This window comes from Mucilaginibacter terrae, assembly GCF_031951985.1.
In the GTDB taxonomy this organism is placed as follows: domain Bacteria; phylum Bacteroidota; class Bacteroidia; order Sphingobacteriales; family Sphingobacteriaceae; genus Mucilaginibacter; species Mucilaginibacter terrae_A.
The window spans coordinates 1,161,665-1,185,064 of sequence record NZ_JAVLVU010000001.1; the positions used below are offsets into that span (position 1 = coordinate 1,161,665).

Consider the following 23,400-nt stretch of genomic DNA (forward strand, 5'->3'; position numbering starts at 1 on the left):
CAGTCCGGCAGATACATACTGCCGGACTTTTTTGTTTTATTGGAACTTAGTTGCTGATCTTATGTACAACGAGGTTATCGTAATAAATATAATCAGTGGTTGAAGCTTTCCAGTCATCCTGGCTGCCGCCACGGAAAGTGTGGAACGTCATCAGTTTGATTAGGCGCTGCGCATCATTGGTAGTCCAGCGAATATCCTGATCGAGCAGCACGGTACCGTTAATAACTATTTGCACATGCCCATTGGTATTGCTGCCTGTATTACTCTTCGCATACAGGTGTATGTGATACCACTGATCTTTTTGCAAAGCACCTGATGATGGGTACGACTTTCCAAAGGTATCGCCAAAATTACTATTGCCAGGCCCGCCATTTTGATCTTTGTAATAAATGTATGGCTGAAAAAACACCCTGTTAGGATTGGAGTTGGGCGAATACCACATCAAGCGCAAAGTACCTCCGTTACCATCCCAAGCGGCATCCCCCCCTGCGTTTGCTTCGCCAATACCAAAGCCAAAACCTACTTTACCACCACGGCTCCAGTTAAACTTACTATGGAATTTAATATCGTAGTCCATTTCATAGGCAGATCCATCAGACAGGTCGACATTGGCAACCATACCCCCAGCGCTTGAGAGAGCATTTGGCAAAAGTGTTACACGGCTGCCCACGGTACCGTCTTTGCCATTTGTGGTATACGCCCGGCTTGCATTCCAGCCGCTAACATTACCAAAATCTGAAGCAGCCTGGCTCTGGCTGTATGTTGCACCGTTGGGCTGGCCGTTCCAGTTTACGTTAATATCGCTCAACCAGGCACTCTCCTGCTTGCCCGAAGCTGCTGCGGTTGCAACAGGCTCATCGGTAACCGGCACTTGGGCTTCATTCTTTTTGCACGATGTAACTGCTGCACTAATCATTAAGATAGCTAAATGTGTTGTTTTAAAAAATTTCATGTCTCAAAATTTAAAGTTTTTTAGTTGATGGTTATAGTATAAAGCAATCGTTGCTGCAGCTATGAGATTGACGATAAACTCGAAAAATAAGGCAAAAACTTTTCCATAGGTTAGGTCATAGCCAACCTCACGGCCTTATAATGCCAAACAAGAAAATTAACAAGCAATAGTACCGGCAATAGGCACCGGCCACTTAAATAATCGGGTTGTATAATTGGTTTATTGCTGTAAAGTTAAAGCACATTTAATTACATAAACAATAGCCGAAGAGCAGTAAAAATTAGCTCAAAATTGACTGATACGTTTCATGCCTAACGTCTAAAAATACGGATAACGATATTAATATCAAGGTTTTATTGCTACAGTTGCGTATTGACACTTGATATCCGATACGCTTGTTGAGCAATTATTTTTTTGAAAAAAAATAAAAAATTTTAATTACCCTTCTAATTGCAAAACCACAGCGAATTATTTAAGCGTTTTAACAATTTGATTGAGCAAATATCCGTTCCAATCGGCATCGTATTCCCAAAACATAACGCCCGCCATTTTATATTTTATTACATAATTGCATTTTTCCGTTACCGATGCCTCATCATCATAAGTCATTAACTCTAAAGTTGTTGGGTTGAAGATGTACGGTGCCTTGGCATTGGTATCGGTATAAGCAATAAAGCCCTTTTTGTTGATCAAACTGTCTTTAATAAACGTATACCCTTTACCATAACCGGCCGAAATTATCTCGTCATTCATGCCTTTGGCCGATGATGTCTTAAGTTTGATAGTTACGCCGTAAAAGGCAACTCCCATAATCAGCTTGTTTACAGGTACTCCGGCTACAATGTATTCGTTAACTACCTTGTCGGCACTGTTACCGTTGTATAATTTGGAACTGTACAGGTTAGTATGGTGTATAGCGGTGCTACGCGGGTAAAAATCATAGGTCATGAGGTTTACATAATCGAGGTATTGATGGGCTATGCCCATTTCAGTATGGTCAATAAATCGGGTAAAGCCTCCAACAGCAGCAGTTAGCATTTGGTGGCTTTTTGTTTCCTTTTGCAAGATGTCAAGTTCAGTGCGTAAAGCTTTTAACAGCAGCGTATAGTTGTGTTTATCTTCGGGACGGTAAGCGTTGCCTTTGTCGCCTGATATGGCCGGATACTCCCAATCAATATCAATACCATCCAAATGATACTTTTTTACAATGGCCACTGCGCTTTGGGCAAATCCTTTGCGCGAAGTATCGCTCAAAGCCGCATCCGAAAAGTTGCGGCTCCACGACCAGCCCCCTATCGAAATGAGGATTTTTAGTGCAGGGTTACGCTTTTTGAGGTTAGATAGATTGATTAGGTTAACGGTATCCGTAGAATAATTGATATAAGCCCGGTTATTTTTTACGTTGATGAAAGCGTAATTGATATGCGTGAGTTTTTCAGCCTCGATTTTATCGGTATTAACGCGTCCACGATACCCGCCTACATAGCCTATAACTACCTTATTGCCGTAAGAAGTTTGTGCATAAGCATCCAACCGGCATAGTGCTGCCAGTAAAACTAACAACCAAAAATTCTTTGTATTCATGTTAAGTGATCATAAAAAGGTGAGACATAAAAAAAGGGCCTGGAAAAACTTCCAGACCCCATATTCAAACCAAATATTAATTATAGCCCGGGTTTTGCTTTAAGGCCGGAGCTTTGTTAAGCTCCACCTGTGCAATAGGGAACAGATAATTCTTAGAAGTAAACACCCTGTCTTCCACATTAAATGTTTGATAGGTAAATGTGTTAGGGGCAGTGAGTGTAATGCGCATGCCGGTTACCGGTTTATTAAATGTGGTTTCACCTTCTTTCCAGCGGCGCACATCATAAAAGCGGTGTTCTTCAAAGCAAAGCTCAACACGGCGCTCGTTACGAATGCGTTCGCGGATGGCTTCTTTAGTTGGGGCAACGTAGCCATTACCAGCCGGGTTGGTGGTTTGCAAGGCCGGCATAGCTACACCCGTACGACCACGGATTTGGTTAACTGCAGCTAAAACCTGTGTAGCCGCCCCTACTCCCTGTGCTTCATTTAAAGCTTCAGCATAGTTCAGCAAAGTTTCGGCATAACGGAATACCACCCATGGCTTACGCACATTGGTATTTGCCGAAGTATTCCATACAGCAGCCTCGGCCAAAAACTTACGCATGTAGTAACCTGTTTTAGTGGCATTAACGTTAGTGCCTAAACCATCCTTGCCGCCAACATAAGTATCAACTGTTTTGCTTTTAAAGGTCGATCCGTTAAACATCACAGCAAAACCAAGACGCGGGTCGCGGTTGATATAAGGTGCGGCTGCGCTATATCCCGATGCCGCATCGGTAATAAATCTGCCGGTTGTACGCATTTCAAATGCGTTAACCATTTCCTGCGTTGGGTTGGTGCGACCAGTTGCTCCATCATAACTAATGGGTGCATGATCGGTTTCAACACTATTGCTGTTTGAGGTTGATGTAGCAAATATTACCTCATCATTATAAGCCGCGCCGCTGATGTTCCATAAAAATATGTTTTGATAAGCCGTATTGCCGGTTGTGTAAAGTTTGTGCTTATTACGGTCCATTAACGCTTTGGCGGCATCGGCTGCGGCCTGCCATTTAACCGGGTCGCCCGAGGGGTTATATTGCGGACTGGCAGCATACAGCAACAACCTCGATTTTAAAGCCATAGCCGCTGTTTGCGTAGCACGGCCAAATTTTGATTTATCGGTACCCACGGTCCATGCTTGAGTCCACTCGGGTAAGCGGGCAATGGCCGAATCACAATCAAGCGCAATTTGCTTCACGCAATCGTCAAATGAGTTACGGGGAAGGTCGAGGCTTTCATTAGGATCTAATACTTTGGTCACCAACACCATACTGCCGTAACGCTTCACCAGTTCAAACTCAAAATAAGCACGTAAAAAGAATGCCTCGCCTCGCAATCTTGCCACATCTTGCGCAAAGGTTAAACCATCCGAAGGAATTATGGCGCTGGTAGGCGCTTTCACTAAAAATATATTGGCTTTACGAATACCCTGGTACATGTTGGTGTATACCTCGTCAATAGTACGCACCGGGCTCCAGGTACCGTTGTTAAAAATATTAATATTTGAGTTGAGGTTTGAATTAACCGCCTCATCGCTACCGGCAGCCAGCATGGAGCCATCGCCATCAAGGCTGTAACGCATTTGCAGGGTTGAATAAACATTATTTAAAAAATTACGGGCAAAATCGGGGTTGGCCCACTCCTGCGCCTCGGTTACCGAGCCATCATAAGGGATGGAGCCATCCTGCAAAAAGCTGTCCTTCTCGCATCCGGCAAGGCCAACGGCTACAGCGGCTAAGAACAGACCTAATATTTTCTTTTTCCATAATCGTTTTCAATTAAATCGTTCGTTTAAAATTTCAGGTTCAAACCAAATGAGTAAATACGCATGTAAGGGTACGAGGTGTTATAACCTGATTCCGGTAATTCCACATCCAATGGCAAGCCTTTAAGCTTATCAAACGTGAGCAGGTTTAAGCCACTTACATATAATCTCAACTGCTGCAAACGCAGTTTTTTGATGATTTTTGGTGAGAAACTATAGCCCAGCTCGGCATTTTTCAACCTGATATAATCGCCCGAACGTAGCCAGAAATCAGAATTTTGTGTGTTGTTACCACGATCGCTTAACAGAAGGCGCGGATAAAGCGCATTGGGGGTTGAAGGTGTCCAACGGTCAACGCTAAACTGGTTTAAGTAACCATTATTGGCATTACCCGAGTTAACCAGGTTTTGTATGGTAATGGTACGCCCCGCTACTCCCTGGAAGAACAACGATACGTCGAAACCTTTGTAAGCTACATTGGTTCCAAATCCGAAGTATGATTTTGGTACAAAGTTGTAATCGGTAGTCACAAAATCAAGGTTATCAATTACGTTATCGCCATTAATATCCTTGTACTTAATATCGCCCGGTTTAACCGTACGCGAGAAACGCTGCACCGGCGAAGCATCAATTTGTGCCTGGGTTTGGAATATACCATCGGCCTGCAAAAAGTTGCGGATGTAACTGGTACCCTGTAAAACGCTGGTAATTGGGTGGCCTAATTGCTTTTGGTAATCGGGCAAACCGGCACCCTCATTTATTGAAAGGATCTTGCTGTTGCTGTAAGTGTAGTTACCAAACAGGTTAATATCAACTTTCCCGATCTTTTTATGCCAGTTAATTTCAGCCTCAAAGCCACGGTATTCGGCCTCGCCCTCGTTAACCTGTACTAATGATTGGCCTATAATGCTTGGCAGCAAAGAGTTGGTTAACAGGTTCTTTCTGTCCTCATAAAAATAATCGGCACTTAGTGACACGGATTGGTTGAATAATTTTGCATCGAAACCTATACTGGTTTTATAAGCTTTTTCCCAGGTAAGGTTAGGATTAGCCAAAGCGTTTTCGGCGGTGCCACCTACACCTGTATAGCTGGTACCAAAGTTGTAACCTGTTGCACTGCGGTTGTAGTTATTGAGGAATGCAAACCTGCGGTTTCCTAACGAAGAAAGTGCATCATTACCTACTAAACCATATGAGCCTCGCAGTTTTAGAAAATCAAGAAATTTAGTACCTTTCAGGAAGTTCTCATCAGAAATGATCCATCCGGCCGATACAGCAGGAAACCAGCCGAAGCGCCTGCCCGGCATAAAGTTTTCAGAACCCGAATAGGTTGCAATTACATCAACAAAATAACGCTGGTTGTAATTGTAAGATAGGCGGTTCGATATACCTTCGCGCTTGCTGTCTAAAAGACCAAATAATGAGTAATTAGCTCTGGAAAAACGGGTACTGAAGTTTACACCATGCAATCCGAAAGTGCGGTCGTAATCAAAACCTCCCCAAAACTCATACTTACGAATATTGCCCGAAAAATTATTGCCCGAATAGTTTACAATGGAGGCCGTGCCATAACGGTTGTAGCCGCCGGTGCCATTGGGTTCGTAGGTTTCGTAATCTTGCGTAAAGCCCGAACGATACAAGCCAAACACATCATAGGTATATAATAAGTTAAGCGATAAACCCTTAGCTATACCGTCCATTTTTTGGCGGGCGCTGATGTTAGCCATCATATTACGTGTTAAATCGGTACTTACACCCGCGGCCGACATCATGGCTAATGGGTTGCTTTTTTGGAACAACGAAGTACCGCCATAGCTACCATCAGGATTTAACAGCGGGAAGGCATTAGGTGGCGTGCTGTAAACCGTGCTAAGGAAAGTGCCGGTACCCACATTTGGAAAGCGCAGATTATAAATACGCCCCCCCACGTCTAAACTCACATCCAGGTTTTTATTTACGTGCAAATCAATATTGCTGCGCAGGTTATAACGCTGAAAATTGGTATTGGCATCGTATTTAGGATTATCGCCACCTTTGTATATACCGCCTTGGTTATAGTAGCTTAACAGGGTAAAAAACTTAACAAATGAGTTACCGCCGCTCACCGTTGTTACATAGCGTTGGGTTGGGGCAACCTTGCGTATAAAGCCATCAACAAAGTTATTGTTAGGATATTTGTACGGATCTGAGCCATCCTGATAAGCCTGTAATGCTGCTGCGTTGTAAACCGGCGTACCACCACTGTTTACCTGTGCCTCGTTGTAAAGTGTGGCATAGGTGTACGAATCGAGCGGACGGGTTATTTGCAAAGGTTGCGAAACACCGGCCTGTGCATCAAACGTTACCCTGGTATTGGTGGCGCTGCCGCGTTTGGTGCGCACATAAATTACCCCGTTGGCTGCGTACATGCCATACCAGGCTAATGTAGCCGCATCTTTTAATACGCTGATGCTTTCAATTTCGCCCAAGTCCATTGATTTAAACTCGCGCTCTACCCCATCAACCAGTACCAATGGCTCCTGGTTATTATTGTATGATGAACGACCGCGGATTACAAAACTCGACACATCATAACCTGGTTGCTGCGAACCATTGGGCGTAATGAGTAGGCCCGGTAACCTGCCGGTAAGTACATTGTTTAATGAAGATGATGGTATTTGCGGTAAATCATCGCCCTTAATGGTACTCACCGTAGCCGATACCTGGCGCTTTTTACGAATACCAAACGGAATGTAGACATTATCATCATCACCGGCATCAATGAGTGATTTAATTAGGATTACACTTCCTTTATTTGCCTCGGGGGCAGGTTTGGTAAGGGTTAAATAACCGTTCATTTGAAATACCAATACATCGCTGGTAGTACATTCAAGCGTAAAGCTGCCATCGGCACCGGTATTTACGCCGGAATTTACTTTCGATTCCTGCACAAAAACGTTTACGCCCGGAATAGGGTTATTACTTTGATCAACCACCTTGCCCTTTACCGTTATGTTTTGGTCGGGCTTGTCCTGGCTATATGCGTTTTGTATGCCCAGCCATAAAAACAGCAGGCATACTATATAATTAAGTTTTTGAAATTTCATAACTGAATAAGATTCTTTTAGGCATTAATGAAAATGAACATCTCTCCCTGTTATTCCCATCCGGGATTTTGCACCAGCACTCCTTTACTCTTGTATATTTCCTGTTTTGGAATTGGGTAGCGGTGCATGTATTCGAGATATACTTTTTGGAAATTGGTACCTAAAAGCACCGGTGTATAAGTGAATGTGCCATTGGTGTTTTTCACCACGTTCATGCCGTACATGGGTTTGGCTATTACATCGGGGCCGTTTTTCCAGCGCATAATATCGTACCAGCGGTGATCTTCAAACGCCAGTTCAATAGCGCGTTCGCGCCTGATGGCCTCGCGCATTTTAGCCTGGTCTAAACCGGCAGGTAAGCCCGGCATGCCTACGCGGGCACGTATCTGGTTTACTGCATTGTAAACATCGGTAACCGGACCATCCGATTCATTCAGTGCTTCGGCATAGTTGAGCAAAATTTCACCGTAACGGAAGAAGATGTAGTTTAACAGCGTTGTACCCGATGTACCGCCTAAGCGTACATAAACCTCGGGCCAGTATTTTTTACAGTAGTAGCGGGTTGCGGTGTAAGTGATGTTACTGGCATTGTAATCTTTACCGTAAGATACTGAACCATTTGCAGCAGTTTGCGACCAGGTCTCGATCTGTTTACCCTGCCACGGAGCACCGTTGTACAAAATATTGGAATAAAAGCGCGGATCGCGGTTAACGTAAGGCGCTTGCGGATTATAGCCTGATGTAGCATCGGTAATAGCGGCAGCACTGGTAATATTACCTTGCGCATCTTTTTTAACCGCCTCGTACATATCCACATGGTTTTGTGTAGGGTTCATTTGCCCCTGCGCGCCACCCGAACCGGGCGACATGGCGTAATCGGCAAAAATACCGTCAATAGCACGCGGCCCCCTGATCTTGATCATGATATACTCTGAAGGCGTACCCGGGGTTGGGTTAAAATTCAGGATGTTATCATACGATTGGTTGAGCACATAATAGTTAAGGTCAATAACTGCTTTGGCAGCATTGGCAGCAGCTTTCCATTTTTGTATGTTGTTTGATGGATTGTTTAACGTGCTTGCTGCATAAAGCAACACCCGTGATTTAAGTGCCAAAGCTGCACCTTTAGTTGCACGGCCATAGTTTGATGCACTGTAATCGGCCTCGTTACCTAATAATGGAACGGCTTTATCAATATCAGAATTAATAAAAGCTACACATTCATCATAAGTTTTACGAGGTAGGTTTACATCATCGTTTACCCCATACTCTTTGTCAATAATAGGTACGCCGCCAAACCTTTTAATCAATTCAAAATAAAAGAAAGCCCTGAGGAAACGCATTTCACCTTCAACCCTTGCCGCCGGGAAAATTGCAGCACTTGGCACGGTTGACATCCTATCGAGCATTTTATTGGTGATGGCAATGCCCTCGTACATACGTTTCCAAACATCGCGCATATCATTAAGCGATGCCGTGTTCGAATGATCATGATATAACCCACGGTTTAAGGTAGTAACCGAACTTTCAGAGTTTCCCGACACGGCTTCATCAGAGGCTTGTGAGGTTGACCCGCGGTGATCATTAAAGCGGGCATAATCGTTAATTAAGCTGTTATATGCATTATCCGCAAAGCGCGCCGCTTGCACCGGGTCGGCAAACACTTTATCATCATCGAGCGGTACGCCGGGAGTTCTGTCGAGGAAGCTTTTGATACAAGCAGTATTCACCAGCGACAGCAGCAGCACTATTGTATATATTTTATATCCTTTCATGGTGGGTTAGAATTGAATGTTTACGCCAAAATTGTAAATGCGCGAAGATGGGTAAAGCGATTGCAGCGGGAACGCCTGGTTAACCACGTTGAGGTTTTCAGGGTCTACGTACATTTTAAATGGTGTCCAGGTTTTAAGGTTTTGCCCGTTAAGGAATACCCTTACGCCACCCAGGTTGAGTTTGGTAAACCATTTTTTAGGCAGGTTCCAGGCCAACTCCACGTTCCTGATCTTGAGGTAAGCTGCATTTTGCAGAATATAATCGTTTAAGGCATAATTTAAGCCGGTGTAGCCCCTTGCGTGCAATGCAGGCCAGGTGGCAGTAGCTGCATTTTGCGGCGTCCAGGCGTTCATCATAAACGGATACATTTGCTGCCCGTTATTTTGCTCGGTAAGGATAAGGTTTGAGCTAACATGCGCCACACCTTGGAACATAACCGATAGTGTAACACCCTTGTAAGCAAAGCGCGGGGTAAAGCTGTATATATACTCCGGGTTTGGCGAGTAACCAATACCGGTACGGTCGTCAGAAGTAATTACACCGTCGCCGTTCAAATCCTTGAACTTTAAATCGCCCGGGATAACGGTACCACCCTGTGGTTTAACTGAGGTTGCAATATCTGCAGCCGAAGTATAAAAAGCCGTCGTTTATATAACCAATGAACTGTCCTACCGGCTTGCCTTCAATTTTTAATCCTTCCGGTATACCCAGTGGCTCATCGGCATTACGCACTACGTTGCGGGCAAAGCTTAGCTGGCCGTTAAGGCCTAATAAAAAGTCGCCAATTTTGCCTTGATAGTCTAATTCAATCTCGTAACCTTTGTTGTAAACCTCACCAATATTTAGGGAAGGATATGCGTGACCAAAGGTTAATAGTCCGCTGCGGCGTGGCGTTAATATATCTCTGCGGGTTTCATCAAACACATCTACGTTTAACTTAATTGCATCGTTTAAAAAGCGTGCTTCTAAGCCAATGTTACGCTTGGTACCGGTTTCCCAGGTTATTTGCGGGTTGCCAAGGTTGGTATCGTTGATAAATATGGTTGGATAGTTAGTTGGCGAGTTAGGCGAACCAAACTGAATGCTGGCATTGCTGGTGTAACTGGTTAAGAACAAGAAACGCTGGGCATTTAGCCTGTCGTTACCAACCATACCCCAGCTACCTCTAAACTTTAAGTAATTTAAGATGTCGTTCTTTTTAAAGAATTTCTCGTTGCTTGCTGTCCAGCCTGCCGAAAACGCCGGGAAAAAACCGTATTGTTTACCGGCATCCGAAAAGAAGTTATCAGATCCGTTATAACCAATGTTCACCTCGGCGTAGTAGCGCTCATCATAGTTGTATGTTGCCCTTGCAGCAATACCTTGTGCAGCCTTTGGCGGAGCGGTGAAAATGGTGTTATTAGGATCAGATGGTCCCTGGATTAACTGGCGGGTACCTAATAATAAGCCCGATACGGTATGCTTATCGAACGCACGGTTGTAATAAAAACCCGATTGCAGGTTCATGGTGGTGCTGCCGGTAGTCGTAAGGTTAATATTACCTAAAGGCTCATCGCGGTTACGGGTATCTGTTGAAAGTGTTATCTGCCCGGTTTTACGGTCTTGCACATAAGCAGCCCAGTTGGCATTACGGCGGGCTACGTTTTGGTAATACGAATCATAACCAAAGTTGGTACGGAAGGTTAAGCCCTTGGTAATAAAGCCCAGTTTGTGCTCGAGCGTAATGGTGCTTTCGATAGTGTTGTTATCATCGTTGCGGGTACCAAAACGGGTTAGCACAGCATATGGGTTCCAAATGTTGGTACCTACTGATGGATTTTGGGCAATGCGACCATCGGCCAGGGTTACAGGATAGGCATAAGCCGGAACCTGTAATATACGCGAGATCATGCCCTCGATGGTGTCATATGAAAACGCCGAAGATGATAATAAGCCGGCTGGCTGGTAACGGTTAGAAAAACGGCCGCCTAATTTTAGCCCAACAGTTAAGTTATTGCTCAGCGTAAAATCGAGGTTTGACCGGAAGTTATAGCGTTTAAAGTTGGGAACGGTATTGATACCGTATGGAGAGTCGAACTTTTTGAAAATACCATCCTGAAAGGCATAACCTGCCGAAACAAAGTATCGGGCAAATTTAGTACCGCCGTTTATGTTAATGTTATGCTGTGTTTGTGTGTAATATTTTCGTGTTAAATAATCAAACCACTGTACATCAGGGTAGGCATAAGGGTCTGAACCATCCTTAAACTTTTGCAATTCATCATCGGTAAATGGAGCCGTTTGACTATCATTACGATAAGCCTGGTTCAATAAAGAAGCATTATCATAAGCATTTAAGCCCACTGCCAAACCGGTATAAGTTTGTAAGGCAACGTTACCTGTATAAGTAACTTTAGGCCTGCCAATTTTACCCACCTTGGTGGTAATTACAATTACACCATTAGCGCCACGTATACCGTAAATAGCTGTGGCGGCCGCATCTTTTAGCACGGTAACCGTTTCAATTTCGCTGGCATCAATATCATTAAAGCCGGGGCGCTCAATACCATCAACCACTACAATGGCCGATGCATCATTAAACGTAGCTGCACCACGTATTTTAAGGGCTGCACCGTCGGCACCGGGCTGGCCGCTGGTTTGTACGGCTAATAAACCAGGTAATTTACCAATCAAACTATTGGTGGGGTTAACCGTAGGCGATTTCATGATCTCCTCGGCGTTGATCTGAGAAACAGCACCGGTAAGCGTCGATTTTTTTTGCTGGCCGTAACCCACAACCACAACTTCATTGAGGCCTTGCGAGCTGTCTTCTAAAATAACATCAAGTATATTGTCTTTGGCGGTTACATCTTTAGTTACAAAACCTATGTAGGTGAATGTTAGCTCGGTACCTGCCGCAGGTACCCGTAGCGAGTATTTACCATTTACATCGGTAATGGTGCCGCCTTTGCCACCCTTAACTTTAACGCTCACCCCCACCAGCGGAACGCCCTTGGTATCGCGAACGGTACCGGTTACGTTGGTTTGAGCATAAACAGCTCCGGTGAGGCAAAATAAAAAGACAAGAAACAGCCCAAGCCGCACTTTTAGCCTTTGGAGATCGAAGTGTGACCGGACGGGTAAACTTCCTTTCAAATGGAAAAATCTATCCATATAAATTAATTAAGGTTTGGTAAGTGTTTATTAATTGGTCAAATAAAAATTGCACAAAACGCTGTATATCACCCATATTTTGGGCAATAAAATTCAAGTCCGGATTTGAGCAAATTTTCAAATTCCGGTTGTAAGCCATACTTACTTCAATGGCCCCTGATGGGCAGCATTGCACATGAAATGAATTTTGAGAATTACGGACTAACTTGTCGTGTGGTAGAAATGAAGTAAAGTTTTATTCATAATTAATTTGGTTGTATTGGTTGTTAAATAGTAGTTATGTTAAAAGAATTGTAAGACATCAGGTTTGTCCTAAAACATTGGTGTACTGTTGGTTCATACTTGGGGTTTAATTTGTAAAAAGCCATTCTTTAAAAAATTCAGGAAGCACATAATCGAATGCAATCCTGCTATCATTTAAATAAAGGCTTTACTGTTATACTAATTGGTTTTGGCTTGATAAACCTTGAATTGGTTATCAAACAGGTCAAAAGTATTAAATATTCATTCAAAAAAACAAACCAAAAACATCATAAATAATTGATATTTAATTCATTACAAATTAAACGATACGCTTAATGCGCATAACTGTACAATTGTTATGTGCTGAATTTTAAGCCTGTAATGTGTTTTACATATTATAAATGTATTGCCATAATACGTTTACATCGCACAAAATTATTTTGCATTTAATATGCAACAAAGGCCTTTAAAGGTGTATTCAGATGAATTTTTTGAGTCGAGATGCCTCCTTTTATCATAATTATCTCATCGCTTACTCTGCTTTGTTAACAAACCATTTGCTTAATCATTAAGTTAACATCAACTTAATATTAGTTGCTTTTATTTGTACAAAACCCTGCTAATCGTATCAAATATGTTTCCTAATTGGTTAAGGCTTATTGGGCTTTTGCCAATATTATTGCTGATAACGGCTGCAACTTCAGCCCAAAGCAATCTTCCATATAATAAATTATTGGATCAGGTAGATGAAATAACCTTTCGTCACCCAGATTCGGCCCTTGTTATTCTAAAAAAAATTCATGCAGAATCATTAAATAATAACGATGTAACCACCGCAGGTATAAGCCTGCAACGGATGGGACAAATTTGTTATAACCAGGGGCACTATGCGCAAGCTTTAGATTTTTACCTGCATGCCGATAAGCTTTTTGGCCAGCAAAAAAACAAAGATCTGCTTGCTGGTAATCTGGCCAAAATGGGAATACTTTATTACTATAATAAACAGTTAGATAAATCGCGCTCATTGTATAAACGAGCATTAAGTATATACCGCTCAAGCAATAACTTAAAAGGCCAGGCTGAGGTGTATGGCAACATGGGGCACCTGTTTGAAAAACGTAAGCTGTACGATAGTGCTTTTTACTACCAGCATTTAGCTCTTGCCCGTTACAACCAAGTTAGTTTAAAACAGGGTGCAGCCAAAATTTATGAAAACCTGGGCAGCATTTATGAAGATTTGGCTAAATATGATTCAGCTTATACATGCTTTACCAAATCAAAACAACTATACGACCAGGATGACAATACCATTGCCAGCATAGAGGTTATTAATAATATTGGGGATGTATTGCGCAAAACCGGCCGCTATGCCGAAAGTATTATCCAATCGCGCAAGGCTTATAACCTATCATTACAAACCAATAATTTGTACCAGTTGGCAGCATCAAGCCGTGATTTGGGTAAGAGTTACCAGTTGCTCAGGCAAATGGACAGTGCCTATCATTATATAGAGCTTAGCCGCCGCTACTCGCTGGATGTTTACTCTAAAGAGGCGCTAAATCAAACCGCCTTTTTACAGGTTTTGTATGATATTGATAAAAAGAGCGATGAAATTGCCCGCCTTAATGCCATTCGCAAAACCAACCGCATTATTGCAGCTGCAGTTATTACAGTTTCGGCACTGCTCATAATTATAGCCATCGTTATTTTCAGCAGGCAACGCCTGAAATTACGCGATCAAAAGATTTTGGCCGATCAAAACCGCTCTATTTACGAAGCACAAAAGGAATTGATGCAACTGGAGCTTAAAAATAAAAACCTGGAAGAAGATAGCCTGAAGCAGCAATTAGAACTCAAAAGCCGCGAGCTATCAACACATACCCTTAACCTTATTAAAAACAACCAATTGCTTGAGGGTATGCGCAACACCTTACAGGAAATGGTGAAAGATGATAAGCGCGACCAAAAGAAACAAATGCAGCAAATTATCCAGCAAATAAATCAAAGCTTTAGCCACGAGCAACACTGGAAAGAATTTACTACCGCATTTGAACAGGTACACCAAAGCTTTTTTGATAACCTTAAACAACATAGCAACGATCTTACCTCAACAGATATTAAACTGATAGCCCTACTTAAAGTAAATATGGAATCGAAAGATATTGCCGGGCTGCTGGGCATATCAATGGATAGTTTAAGGGTTGCGCGGTACCGCTTGCGCAAAAAACTCAACCTCGAACAAGGCGATAATCTATCATCATTTATACAAGGATTGTAGCCTCACTTTTCAAATCCTTGAACGCTTAACAATAGCTTAACGTAACGGTTAAGTAATGATAATGGAGATTAATTTACATTTCAAATTTCTAAAAATCAATGCTTTATAAAAACATGTTGCTATTTAATTTACGGTATATGTAACGGTGTTTCCTTTTTGTAACCCTCAAAATTTCATTTAAAGCTGCAGGCTGATACACCTTTGCGACATCAAAAAATCGACTAAAATTTTTGTATCAAAATTCACCCTAACAAATGAACAAACTTTTACAAACCCTTTTATATCTCGTATGCTTTGTGGCGGCGGCCAATGCCACCGAGATCAAAGGTCACGTGTATGATCAAAAAACAGGCGAGCCTTTAACCGGCGCAACTGTAAGCCTCGAAAGAAGCGGTAAAGGAACTTCAACCGGCTTAGACGGTTCATTTTCTTTTAAAGATGTAAAGCCAGGTACCTATACCCTGCGCATTAGCTACATAGCTTACAAAAGCGCAACCATGGAAATTGTTGCCACTAAAGATAAAGACGATTATCATCACCTAAAATTCTACCTTGAGCCGGCAGGCAAAGATCTTAACGAAGTAACTGTGGTTACCAAAAGAGATGGTTCGGCTGAGCGTGAAGCCCGCAGGTTAGAGCAGGAGTCGGTCCAGATTATGAATGTGGTATCGGGCAAAGCCATTGAGGTATCGCCTGATATTACGGTGGCTAACGTTATTCAGCGTGTATCGGGCGTATCGGTTGAGCGCAACAGCAATGGTGATGCCCAATATGCCATTATACGCGGCATGGATAAGCGTTACAGCTATACGCTGGTAAACGGCATAAAAATACCAAGCCCCGAGAATCAGTACCGTTATGTACCTCTTGATATTTTCCCGGCTGATTTGTTAGACCGTTTAGAAGTTTCTAAATCCCTTACCCCTAACATGGAAGGTGATGCCGTTGGTGGTGTAACCAATATGGTGATGAAAGAAGCACCAAGCCGCTTAACTATTAACGGAAACATTGCCACAGGGTACAACCAGTTGTATTTTGATCGTAAGTTTATGAGTTTCGACCACTCTAATACTAATTACAAATCGCCTTACGAGGTTAATGGCCGTGCTTACCAGGCAACAGCTAACGATTTTAATAAAGGCGTGTTTAACTACAGCCAAAAAGTTCCTCCTCCAAACATCGTTGGTAGCTTGTCAATCGGCCAGCGTTTTTTAAACAACAAACTGGGTGTTATTTTGGCCGGAAGTTACCAAAACACTTACCGTGGCAGTAATAACACACTTTATAACCAAAATACATCTGTTATTTCTGAAACCAATCTTTTTGGCAATATCACCAGCCGCGCCGACAGGCAGTTCTCTGAACAGCAAAAGCGTTACGGTTTACATAGCAAGGTTGATTATGCCTTTAACAACAACAATAAATTAAGCCTTTACAATGTTTACGTAAGGCTTGATAACGCGCAGATACGGGATGGTGTTACCACAAACTTTAACAGTTCGGTTTACAATGCTCAAGCCGGTAATGCCGAGTTAACTTACTCAACACGCAGCCGCTTAACCGAGCAACAAATTTACAGCAGCACCCTGCATGGCGATCACAGCTTGTTTAAAAACAAGTTCAAGATACAATGGTCGGGCGTGTATTCATCGGCTAAAAATGATCAGCCCGATATTGCCACCATTAGTTTAAACGGTTTACGCCAAAACTTTAACGAGTACAGAACGGTACTGGTAACCTCGGCACCTGTAACACGCCGCTGGCAACGCAACACCGACGAAGATAAAGCCGGTTACCTCGACCTTACTTACACTGCAAAAATTGCAGGTGCAACTGTTGATTTTAGCACCGGTGGTTTATACCGCGATAAAGACCGCAGCAACTTTTACAACAACTATACTTTAGCACCTGCTAATGCCGGCACAACCTATTCCGATTATAATAATAGCTATGCTAACGTAGCCTTATCGCTAGCCACACCTACCGGTGGTGTAAAAAACTCACAAACCTACGAAGCATCTGAAAAAGTGGGTGCAGGCTATGGCATGTTTAAATTAACCTCCAATAAATTACAGGTAATTGGTGGCGCCCGTGTTGAACATACCAACCAAGGCTACCGCATGTTGTTTCCGCAAGGAGAACTACGCCCAAACGGCAACCAGGTTTATACCGATGTGCTACCAAGCTTAGTGGTAAAATATAAACTCGGTGTTAAACAACAGCTACATGGTTCGTACTACAAGGCATTAAATCGCCCGGGCTTTTATGAAATCGTACCCGGAGGCGCCCCTAACGAAGACTACGTTGAACGCGGCAACCCCGACCTGAAACGTGCACTGGCCGATAACTATGACCTGCGTTATGAGTTATTCCCCGGAGCATCAGAGCAATTACTGGTTGGTGTATTTTACAAAAAAATCAAAGACCCGATTGAGTATACCTTCCAGCCCGATGCCACCCGTGGTCAGGATATTTACTATACCCCTGGCAACTTTGGAACAGCCCGCAACTACGGTGCAGAGGTTGATTACATTAAATTTTTCAACAAAATTGGCATTAAAGCCAACTACACCTACACCCACTCGCGCATTACTACGCCAAAAACCATGCGCCATTTAGACCCTGCTACGGCACAAGTACTGCCTTACCTGGTAAACCAAACCCGTCCGCTCTATGGCCAGTCAGAGCATGTGGCTAATGTATCGTTATTGTATAAAGACACTAAAAAAGGATGGGATGCACAACTGGCAGCTTCTTACACAGGTGAGCGTATCAATACCGTATCACAGTTTTTAAATAATGACCTTTGGCAAAAACCATTTGTACAAATGGATGCATCGGCCGAGAAAAAGCTAAAACACGGCATTACTGTATTTATTAAAGCAGGCAACCTGTTAAACACACCTTCCAAACTATTTATAAAAGGAACAAGTGCTGAAAATGCTAAGCTCGACGACAAAGTTGCATCAAACGGCCAAACTTTAATACGCAGCGATTATTACAAGCAAAGCTATTTATTAGGCATACGTTACAAACTGTAAACATCTTAAAAAATTAATATGAAGACTTTAAAACCATTTTTAGCCGCTTTAGGCCTTCTGGCTATAATTTTCACGGGATGTGAAAAAGCAAATGTTGATGTTGACACCTCGCCCGGCGATGGTACCGCCATGGGCGAAGTATCAGGTGTTTGGGAAAGAGGAAGCACCCAGGTAATTAAAGGCGACGTGGTGATACCTGCCGGTAAATCACTCATTATTGAAGAAGGTGTAACCATTTTAATGGATACCCTTGCCAAGCCTGAGTTTATTGTAAAAGGTAACCTGTACTCATTAGGTACCGAGCAAAACCCGGTACGCTTTACCGTAAATGAGTTATATAAAACCGAAGCCAAGCGCTTTGGCAAATTATGGGGTGGCATTTTGGCATCACCCACCTGTGCCGAACTGGTACTTGATCATACCATCGTAGAGTATGCAGGTTCTACCACATCAGATGCATCTACCTCAGTAAAACAGGGTTTATATAAAGCAAAGGCCGGCGAAAACCTGCCTGCCTTATGGTTCTCTAACGTTAACGGCAAACTGGTGGTCGTAAACAGCATTTTTCGTAACCTGCAGGAAGATTGTACTTACATTGAGGGTGGAAAGATCATTTTTGCCAACAACGTTTTTTACACCACAGGTGTAACCGGCGGCGAGGCCATGAACTTTAAATCGGGCTGTTTGGCTGATTTAGCTTATAACCTGATATACGCTACCAATACTAACGCGTTTAAGCTATCAAACAGTGGCGACCGCAACCCTCAGGCCTACATTATTGCCTACAACAACACCATGGTAAATACCGGCTGGAGAAGACCGACTGCCAAAGGTGGTTCGGTTTGGGTGGAGGCCAGTGTACGTGCCGAAGTTTATAATAACCTGTTTGCCAATACGCGTTTTGGTATAAAAAGAGATACTAAAGGTCCTGAAGATTCACGTTCGGTATTCAGCAATAACTACTTTTATGGGTATGACCAGGCAACGGTTAACCAGTTTCAACCAGCCAGCGATATTATTGCCGGTACTGATAACGTTAGAGGAACAACTGCCGGAGAGAACGATCCGAAGTTTGTAAACTACCCGTTAAACACCCCTACCATCAACGCCATATTCAATACCGCCTGGGATTTTCATTTACTACCGGGTTCGCCTGCACTTACCAAAGGTAAAACCAACTTTACCCGCCACCATGCGGCAGGTTTAACCTTAAATGGTATCGTATACAAATCTCCCGAGCCATCGGCTTATGTAGGAGCTTACGGTCTTAAATAATCGGTTGTTTAATATTCAATAGCGGGGAGTGCTATACCTCCCGCTATTTTTTCATAACAGATAAATGAACAAAATATTTTTTTACGCTGCACCACTGGCAGTCATGGCATTACTATCGTCTTGCCAGCCGCCCTCATCAGAGCAAAGCCTGCCAGCCGGTGTGCCTGTATCTGCCGAGGTAAAGCCGGTGGTGGTTACTGAGCCGGTTGAGTTTGATACCGACGATCCGGCCATTTGGGTTAACCCTGATGACAGTACTAAGAGCCTCATTATTGGTACCGATAAAAATGCCGAAGGCGCATTATACGTATTTGATCTTGACGGTAAAATTCAGAAAGACAAAGTGGTTAAAGGGTTGAAAAGACCTGACAACGTTGACGTAGCCTACGGCTTAATGCTGAACGGAAAGCCTACCGATATTGCCGTAACGACTGAGCGCATTACCCACAAACTGCGCATATACTCGCTGCCCAATATGAAACCCGTTGATAACGGCGGGCTGGAAATGTTTGTGGGCCAAACCGGCTTTGAGCACCGCGACCTGATGGGCATAGCCATGTATACCGCTAAAGACGGTAAAATTTACGCCATTGTAGGCCGTAAAAATGGCCCCACAACCGGTGGTTATTTATGGCAGTACTTGTTAACCGATGATGGCACTGGCCACGTTAAAGCTACATTGGTTCGTAAATTTGGTGAGTACAGTGGCAAAAAAGAAATTGAGGCCATTGCCGTTGATAACGAGCTGGGTTATGTATACTACTCGGATGAGCAGGTAGGCGTACGCCAATACTATGCCGATCCGGATAAAGGCGATAAACAGCTATCTATATTTGGCACCACAGGTTTTGCGGTAGACCACGAGGGTATCTCAATATACAAACTGACTGATACCACAGGATACATCTTAGTATCAGACCAGGGCGCTAACCGTTTCCAGGTGTTTAGCCGCGAGGGAACGGCCAACAAGCCGTTTGACCATAAACTGCTGAAAATTGTACCGGTTGCTGCACGCGAGAGCGATGGCTCGGAGGTGTTGGCAAAACCATTGGGCGATAAATTCAAACACGGCATTTTTGTGGTGATGAGCACGGATAAAACTTTTCACTATTACCGCTGGGAAGATATTGCCGGTAAGGAATTGAAAGTGAAATAACGATCATCTTTATATAAATAAACAAGGCCTGCTCAATTTTTGAGCAGGCCTTGTTTATTTAATGCAGGATTATAATTACTTCGGCAGCATCCATGCCGCTTCCTTTTGAAACACGCCATAAGGCAAGGGTACATTATTAAGGTTGATGAATATGCGATCGAGTATTACGCCCGGGTCAACCTGGTAAATGGTTAGGGTATGTTTTCCGGCTTTAAGGTCTTTAGCCTTAATGGTGCGAATAGCCGAATTACTCAATACGTTTTGTTTCCACTCTTCGCTGCGGCCAACGGTTTTAAAATTGAGTACATCAAGTGGCCCGCCATCTATACTTACCGCATAGCGCATTTCGAAAGCTTTATTGAGCGGAGCTGTTGGCAAGGTGTAAATGCTCACATCGGCCCTGGCATCATTCAGCAACATAAAATTATAACTTACTGATGCCTGCTGTTTGCGGATGGAAGCAGTGTCCGAAAGATTAATCCCAGCATCGGCGGTTAGCGGGAATGCTTCCAAACTTCTGCCTGCCGAACCTAATTGCTCAACTGTTGCCCATTTGAATTTGCCATTGTTTTTAAGGCTGGTATAATCAGCAGCGTTTATATTTATAAATCCGGCCGACTCCACTGTTCCTTTATATCCTTTTAGTTTAACAGCGGCTACTCTATTTAATGCGATGTTAACCTTTACCAATTTAGCCCCATCAGTTATGGTAACACTACCCTGTTTAGCCGCAGCAGGTACCAAACCCCAATTAATACTTACCCATATGCGTTTTTGGCTTTGCAACGGTGCGGCTGTATTCAAATTGGCTTGCGTACTGCTTACCTCAATCCATGAGGCAGATGATTTGATATGCAATTTGGCGGCTTTATCTTCACCCAAAGCCACATCAATAAAATAGCGTGGAGTATTATAGCTATCAAATACAGGTAGCGTAAGTTCAGTGCTTTCTTTAGTAACTTCTCCTGGTTTATACCCCTCGGGGTAAACGTTCCATTGTTGTTTGTTTTCGGCCCATTCCATTTTAAACGGCGGCAACTGGTAAGCAGGCAAATTACGTGGCTGCATAGACATGATGCTTTTCCACTTGCCACCCGCTAACTGGTTGTTATAATATTCGGTTTCCTTAATAATTTGCCCGTAAGCATCTTCCGATAGTTTTTGATAGTCATTAGCACTTAAACGACCTTCGGCAGCATATAGCACAGCTTTATCATGATACAAAAACTTTTTGTTCATGAGCGCGGCACCGGTTATGGGGTATTGTATCAACTCATAAAAAGCATCTTTTAACCTGCCGGGAATTGCTGTACCTAACTTTTGCGCCCGGTTTTGCAAGTCTACATAATCGTCTACCCGCTGTTGAGCCTGATCGCCGTAGTAACCATGATTATAGGCCGTTAGCCTGGTTTGCGTGGTGGGTTCGGTTTGGCTCCAGCCCATAAATTCGGGTTTACGCTCAAATGCAAGGTTATAATATTTCCACATTAATGGTGATAACTCCTGCGTATGCTCTACACCAAAAATGGAGCTCAGCCACATTTGCATATGCATGTTCGAATAACGGCTGTCCATAAACGGGTTAACGTTGTACGCCATATCGGCAAACAGTTGCAGGTTGTATTCGGCAGGTTTAATATCACCTATGTTAATTACCCAAACATTGCGGGCATTCATGGTGTAGGCCTTGGTCATTTCCTCGCGTATTAATGCCGGATGCGTGGTAGACAGCCACAAATAATCGTGCGGCCGGCCCCAGTATGAGGCATGGTAATATACCCCTGAGCCTCCGGGTCGTTTGCTTTCGGCAGTACTGCTCAGGCGCTGAATGTAGCCGTAATTATCATCGGGCCAAACCAGGGTTACATCTTCGGGCACCTTTAAACCGGCTTCAAAAATATCCAGCACCTCTTTGTAAATGGTAAATACCTGCGGCACTTTGGTGGCATCGCGGTTTACATATTTCTGCATCAATCCGCGCTGATCCTCAAATATCTTCTCAATTAACGGGATGGCCTCTTTGGTGCTTTTCACACCTTCCATACCACTATCGTGCACGCCGCGCATACCAATAGTGTACATGCCGTTATTGTTGCTACTTTCCTTAACCCGCTCTTCCCAGTATTTGTAAACGGTGTCTTTATTGGTTACGTAGTTAAAATGGCCCATAGTTTTCTCGTTCCATTCGCCTACGTTGTTGCGCAACATGGGCTCGGCGTGTGATGAGCCCACCACGATCTGGTAATCGGCCGCCATTTGCTTGTTGCCGGGGTACGAGTAAAAAGCCTTGGTGCTGGGGTGCATGGCCGGCCATATCAGGTTAGTTTTAAGCCGAAGCAATAACTCAAAAACCTTTGCATAGGTTTTAGGGCCAATATCGCCGGTTTCGGGTTCAAACGTTTTGGCCGCCCAGGGTTGCAGTCCCCAGTCCTCATCATTTATAAAAATACCACGATATTTAACCGACGGAGTTGACGAGCTATAGTCTGCAATATCAACCGTTAATTGCTTTTTAATAACAGGCGTAGCGTCGGCCCACCAATACCAGGGCGTAACGCCAATTTTTTCGGAAATGCTGAATACTCCGTAAGCTGTTCCACGCAAATCGCTACCAGCAATAATCAATGCATTAGTTATATTCTTTGCGGGATTTGTTAAGACTCTTAAACTGTAGCGCTCCCAGGTGTCTTTTAGGCCGGCATCATAGCTACCATTTAATGCTTTGATAAGCTGGGAATTAACAGTGCCTATGATAATTACATTGCCTTTTGCTTCTGTGATACTGGTATATATTTTAGGCAGATAGCCCGACACCCGCTGTATATCGGCAGCCAGTAAACCGGCTGCAATAGAATCGAGCTTATGGTCATTAGCCGCGTAAACAATGCTTACCTTGCTTTTGGGCGTTACCAGCTCAAAGGGTATGGCATAGGTAGTATAACAAGTAAAAACTAACGCTATTGTTGAAAATACAAGCTTTTGTAGGTTTATCATGTAAGAAGTATAATTGGTGAATAAACATACTCAAGCTTAACACAACAACCAATTA

12 protein-coding genes are annotated in these 23,400 nt (G+C 43.4%); 4 read left to right on the plus strand and 8 right to left on the minus strand.

Features of this window, described 5'->3' with window-relative positions; genetic code table 11:
* Positions 1-46: 46 nt before the first annotated feature.
* The 7 genes from QE417_RS04895 to QE417_RS04925 all read right to left on the minus strand — a co-directional run bounded on the left by QE417_RS04895 (position 47) and on the right by QE417_RS04925 (position 12,358).
* Complete coding sequence (locus tag QE417_RS04895) at positions 47-952, minus strand: polysaccharide lyase (protein WP_311947900.1); 906 nt, start codon at positions 950-952, stop codon at positions 47-49.
* A 468-nt stretch (positions 953-1,420) separates the two neighbouring features.
* Positions 1,421-2,536, minus strand: a complete 1,116-nt coding sequence (locus QE417_RS04900) for a glycoside hydrolase family 18 protein (protein WP_311947901.1) — start codon at positions 2,534-2,536, stop codon at positions 1,421-1,423.
* Positions 2,537-2,612: 76 nt separating this feature from the next.
* On the minus strand, positions 2,613-4,268 hold the full coding sequence (locus tag QE417_RS04905) for a RagB/SusD family nutrient uptake outer membrane protein (protein WP_311947902.1): 1,656 nt from the start codon (positions 4,266-4,268) through the stop codon (positions 2,613-2,615).
* Positions 4,269-4,369: 101 nt separating this feature from the next.
* Positions 4,370-7,429 (minus strand): SusC/RagA family TonB-linked outer membrane protein, encoded by a 3,060-nt coding sequence (locus QE417_RS04910; RefSeq protein ID WP_311947905.1) that lies wholly within the window; start codon positions 7,427-7,429, stop codon positions 4,370-4,372.
* Positions 7,430-7,479: 50 nt separating this feature from the next.
* Positions 7,480-9,204, minus strand: a complete 1,725-nt coding sequence (locus QE417_RS04915) for a RagB/SusD family nutrient uptake outer membrane protein (protein WP_311947906.1) — start codon at positions 9,202-9,204, stop codon at positions 7,480-7,482.
* Positions 9,205-9,210: 6 nt separating this feature from the next.
* Entirely contained in the window at positions 9,211-9,759 is a 549-nt protein-coding gene (locus tag QE417_RS04920; protein WP_311947909.1) for a hypothetical protein, read from the minus strand.
* 46 nt (positions 9,760-9,805) lie between these two features.
* Entirely contained in the window at positions 9,806-12,358 is a 2,553-nt protein-coding gene (locus QE417_RS04925) for a SusC/RagA family TonB-linked outer membrane protein (RefSeq protein ID WP_311947911.1), read from the minus strand.
* 877 nt (positions 12,359-13,235) lie between these two features.
* Between QE417_RS04925 and QE417_RS04930 the strand changes: the two genes are divergently transcribed.
* The 4 genes from QE417_RS04930 (at position 13,236) to QE417_RS04945 (ending at position 20,351) form a co-directional block, all read left to right on the plus strand.
* Positions 13,236-14,879: a tetratricopeptide repeat protein gene (locus QE417_RS04930; protein WP_311947912.1), complete on the plus strand. Its 1,644-nt coding sequence runs from the start codon at positions 13,236-13,238 to the stop codon at positions 14,877-14,879.
* A gap of 254 nt (positions 14,880-15,133) precedes the next feature.
* Positions 15,134-17,920, plus strand: coding sequence for a TonB-dependent receptor (locus QE417_RS04935; protein ID WP_311947914.1), 2,787 nt, complete (start codon positions 15,134-15,136; stop codon positions 17,918-17,920).
* A gap of 18 nt (positions 17,921-17,938) precedes the next feature.
* On the plus strand, positions 17,939-19,195 hold the full coding sequence (locus tag QE417_RS04940; RefSeq protein WP_311947916.1) for a right-handed parallel beta-helix repeat-containing protein: 1,257 nt from the start codon (positions 17,939-17,941) through the stop codon (positions 19,193-19,195).
* Positions 19,196-19,259: 64 nt separating this feature from the next.
* On the plus strand, positions 19,260-20,351 hold the full coding sequence (locus QE417_RS04945; protein WP_311947918.1) for a phytase: 1,092 nt from the start codon (positions 19,260-19,262) through the stop codon (positions 20,349-20,351).
* Positions 20,352-20,426: 75 nt separating this feature from the next.
* Here QE417_RS04945 and QE417_RS04950 read toward each other — a convergent pair whose 3' ends face one another.
* Entirely contained in the window at positions 20,427-23,345 is a 2,919-nt protein-coding gene (locus QE417_RS04950) for a glycosyl hydrolase 115 family protein (protein ID WP_311947919.1), read from the minus strand.
* Positions 23,346-23,400 lie beyond the last annotated feature (55 nt).

Excerpts from the sequence above, each read along its gene's own strand:
- QE417_RS04950 (WP_311947919.1), bottom strand. The coding sequence starts at position 23,345 with ATGATAAACCTACAAAAGCTTGTATTTTCAACAATAGCGTTAGTTTTT.
- QE417_RS04915 (WP_311947906.1), bottom strand. The coding sequence starts at position 9,204 with ATGAAAGGATATAAAATATATACAATAGTGCTGCTGCTGTCGCTGGTG.
- QE417_RS04930 (WP_311947912.1), top strand. The coding sequence starts at position 13,236 with ATGTTTCCTAATTGGTTAAGGCTTATTGGGCTTTTGCCAATATTATTG.
- QE417_RS04940 (WP_311947916.1), top strand. The coding sequence starts at position 17,939 with ATGAAGACTTTAAAACCATTTTTAGCCGCTTTAGGCCTTCTGGCTATA.
- QE417_RS04935 (WP_311947914.1), top strand. The coding sequence starts at position 15,134 with ATGAACAAACTTTTACAAACCCTTTTATATCTCGTATGCTTTGTGGCG.
- QE417_RS04910 (WP_311947905.1), bottom strand. The coding sequence starts at position 7,429 with ATGAAATTTCAAAAACTTAATTATATAGTATGCCTGCTGTTTTTATGG.
- QE417_RS04895 (WP_311947900.1), bottom strand. The coding sequence starts at position 952 with ATGAAATTTTTTAAAACAACACATTTAGCTATCTTAATGATTAGTGCA.
- QE417_RS04945 (WP_311947918.1), top strand. The coding sequence starts at position 19,260 with ATGAACAAAATATTTTTTTACGCTGCACCACTGGCAGTCATGGCATTA.
- QE417_RS04900 (WP_311947901.1), bottom strand. The coding sequence starts at position 2,536 with ATGAATACAAAGAATTTTTGGTTGTTAGTTTTACTGGCAGCACTATGC.
- QE417_RS04925 (WP_311947911.1), bottom strand. The coding sequence starts at position 12,358 with ATGGATAGATTTTTCCATTTGAAAGGAAGTTTACCCGTCCGGTCACAC.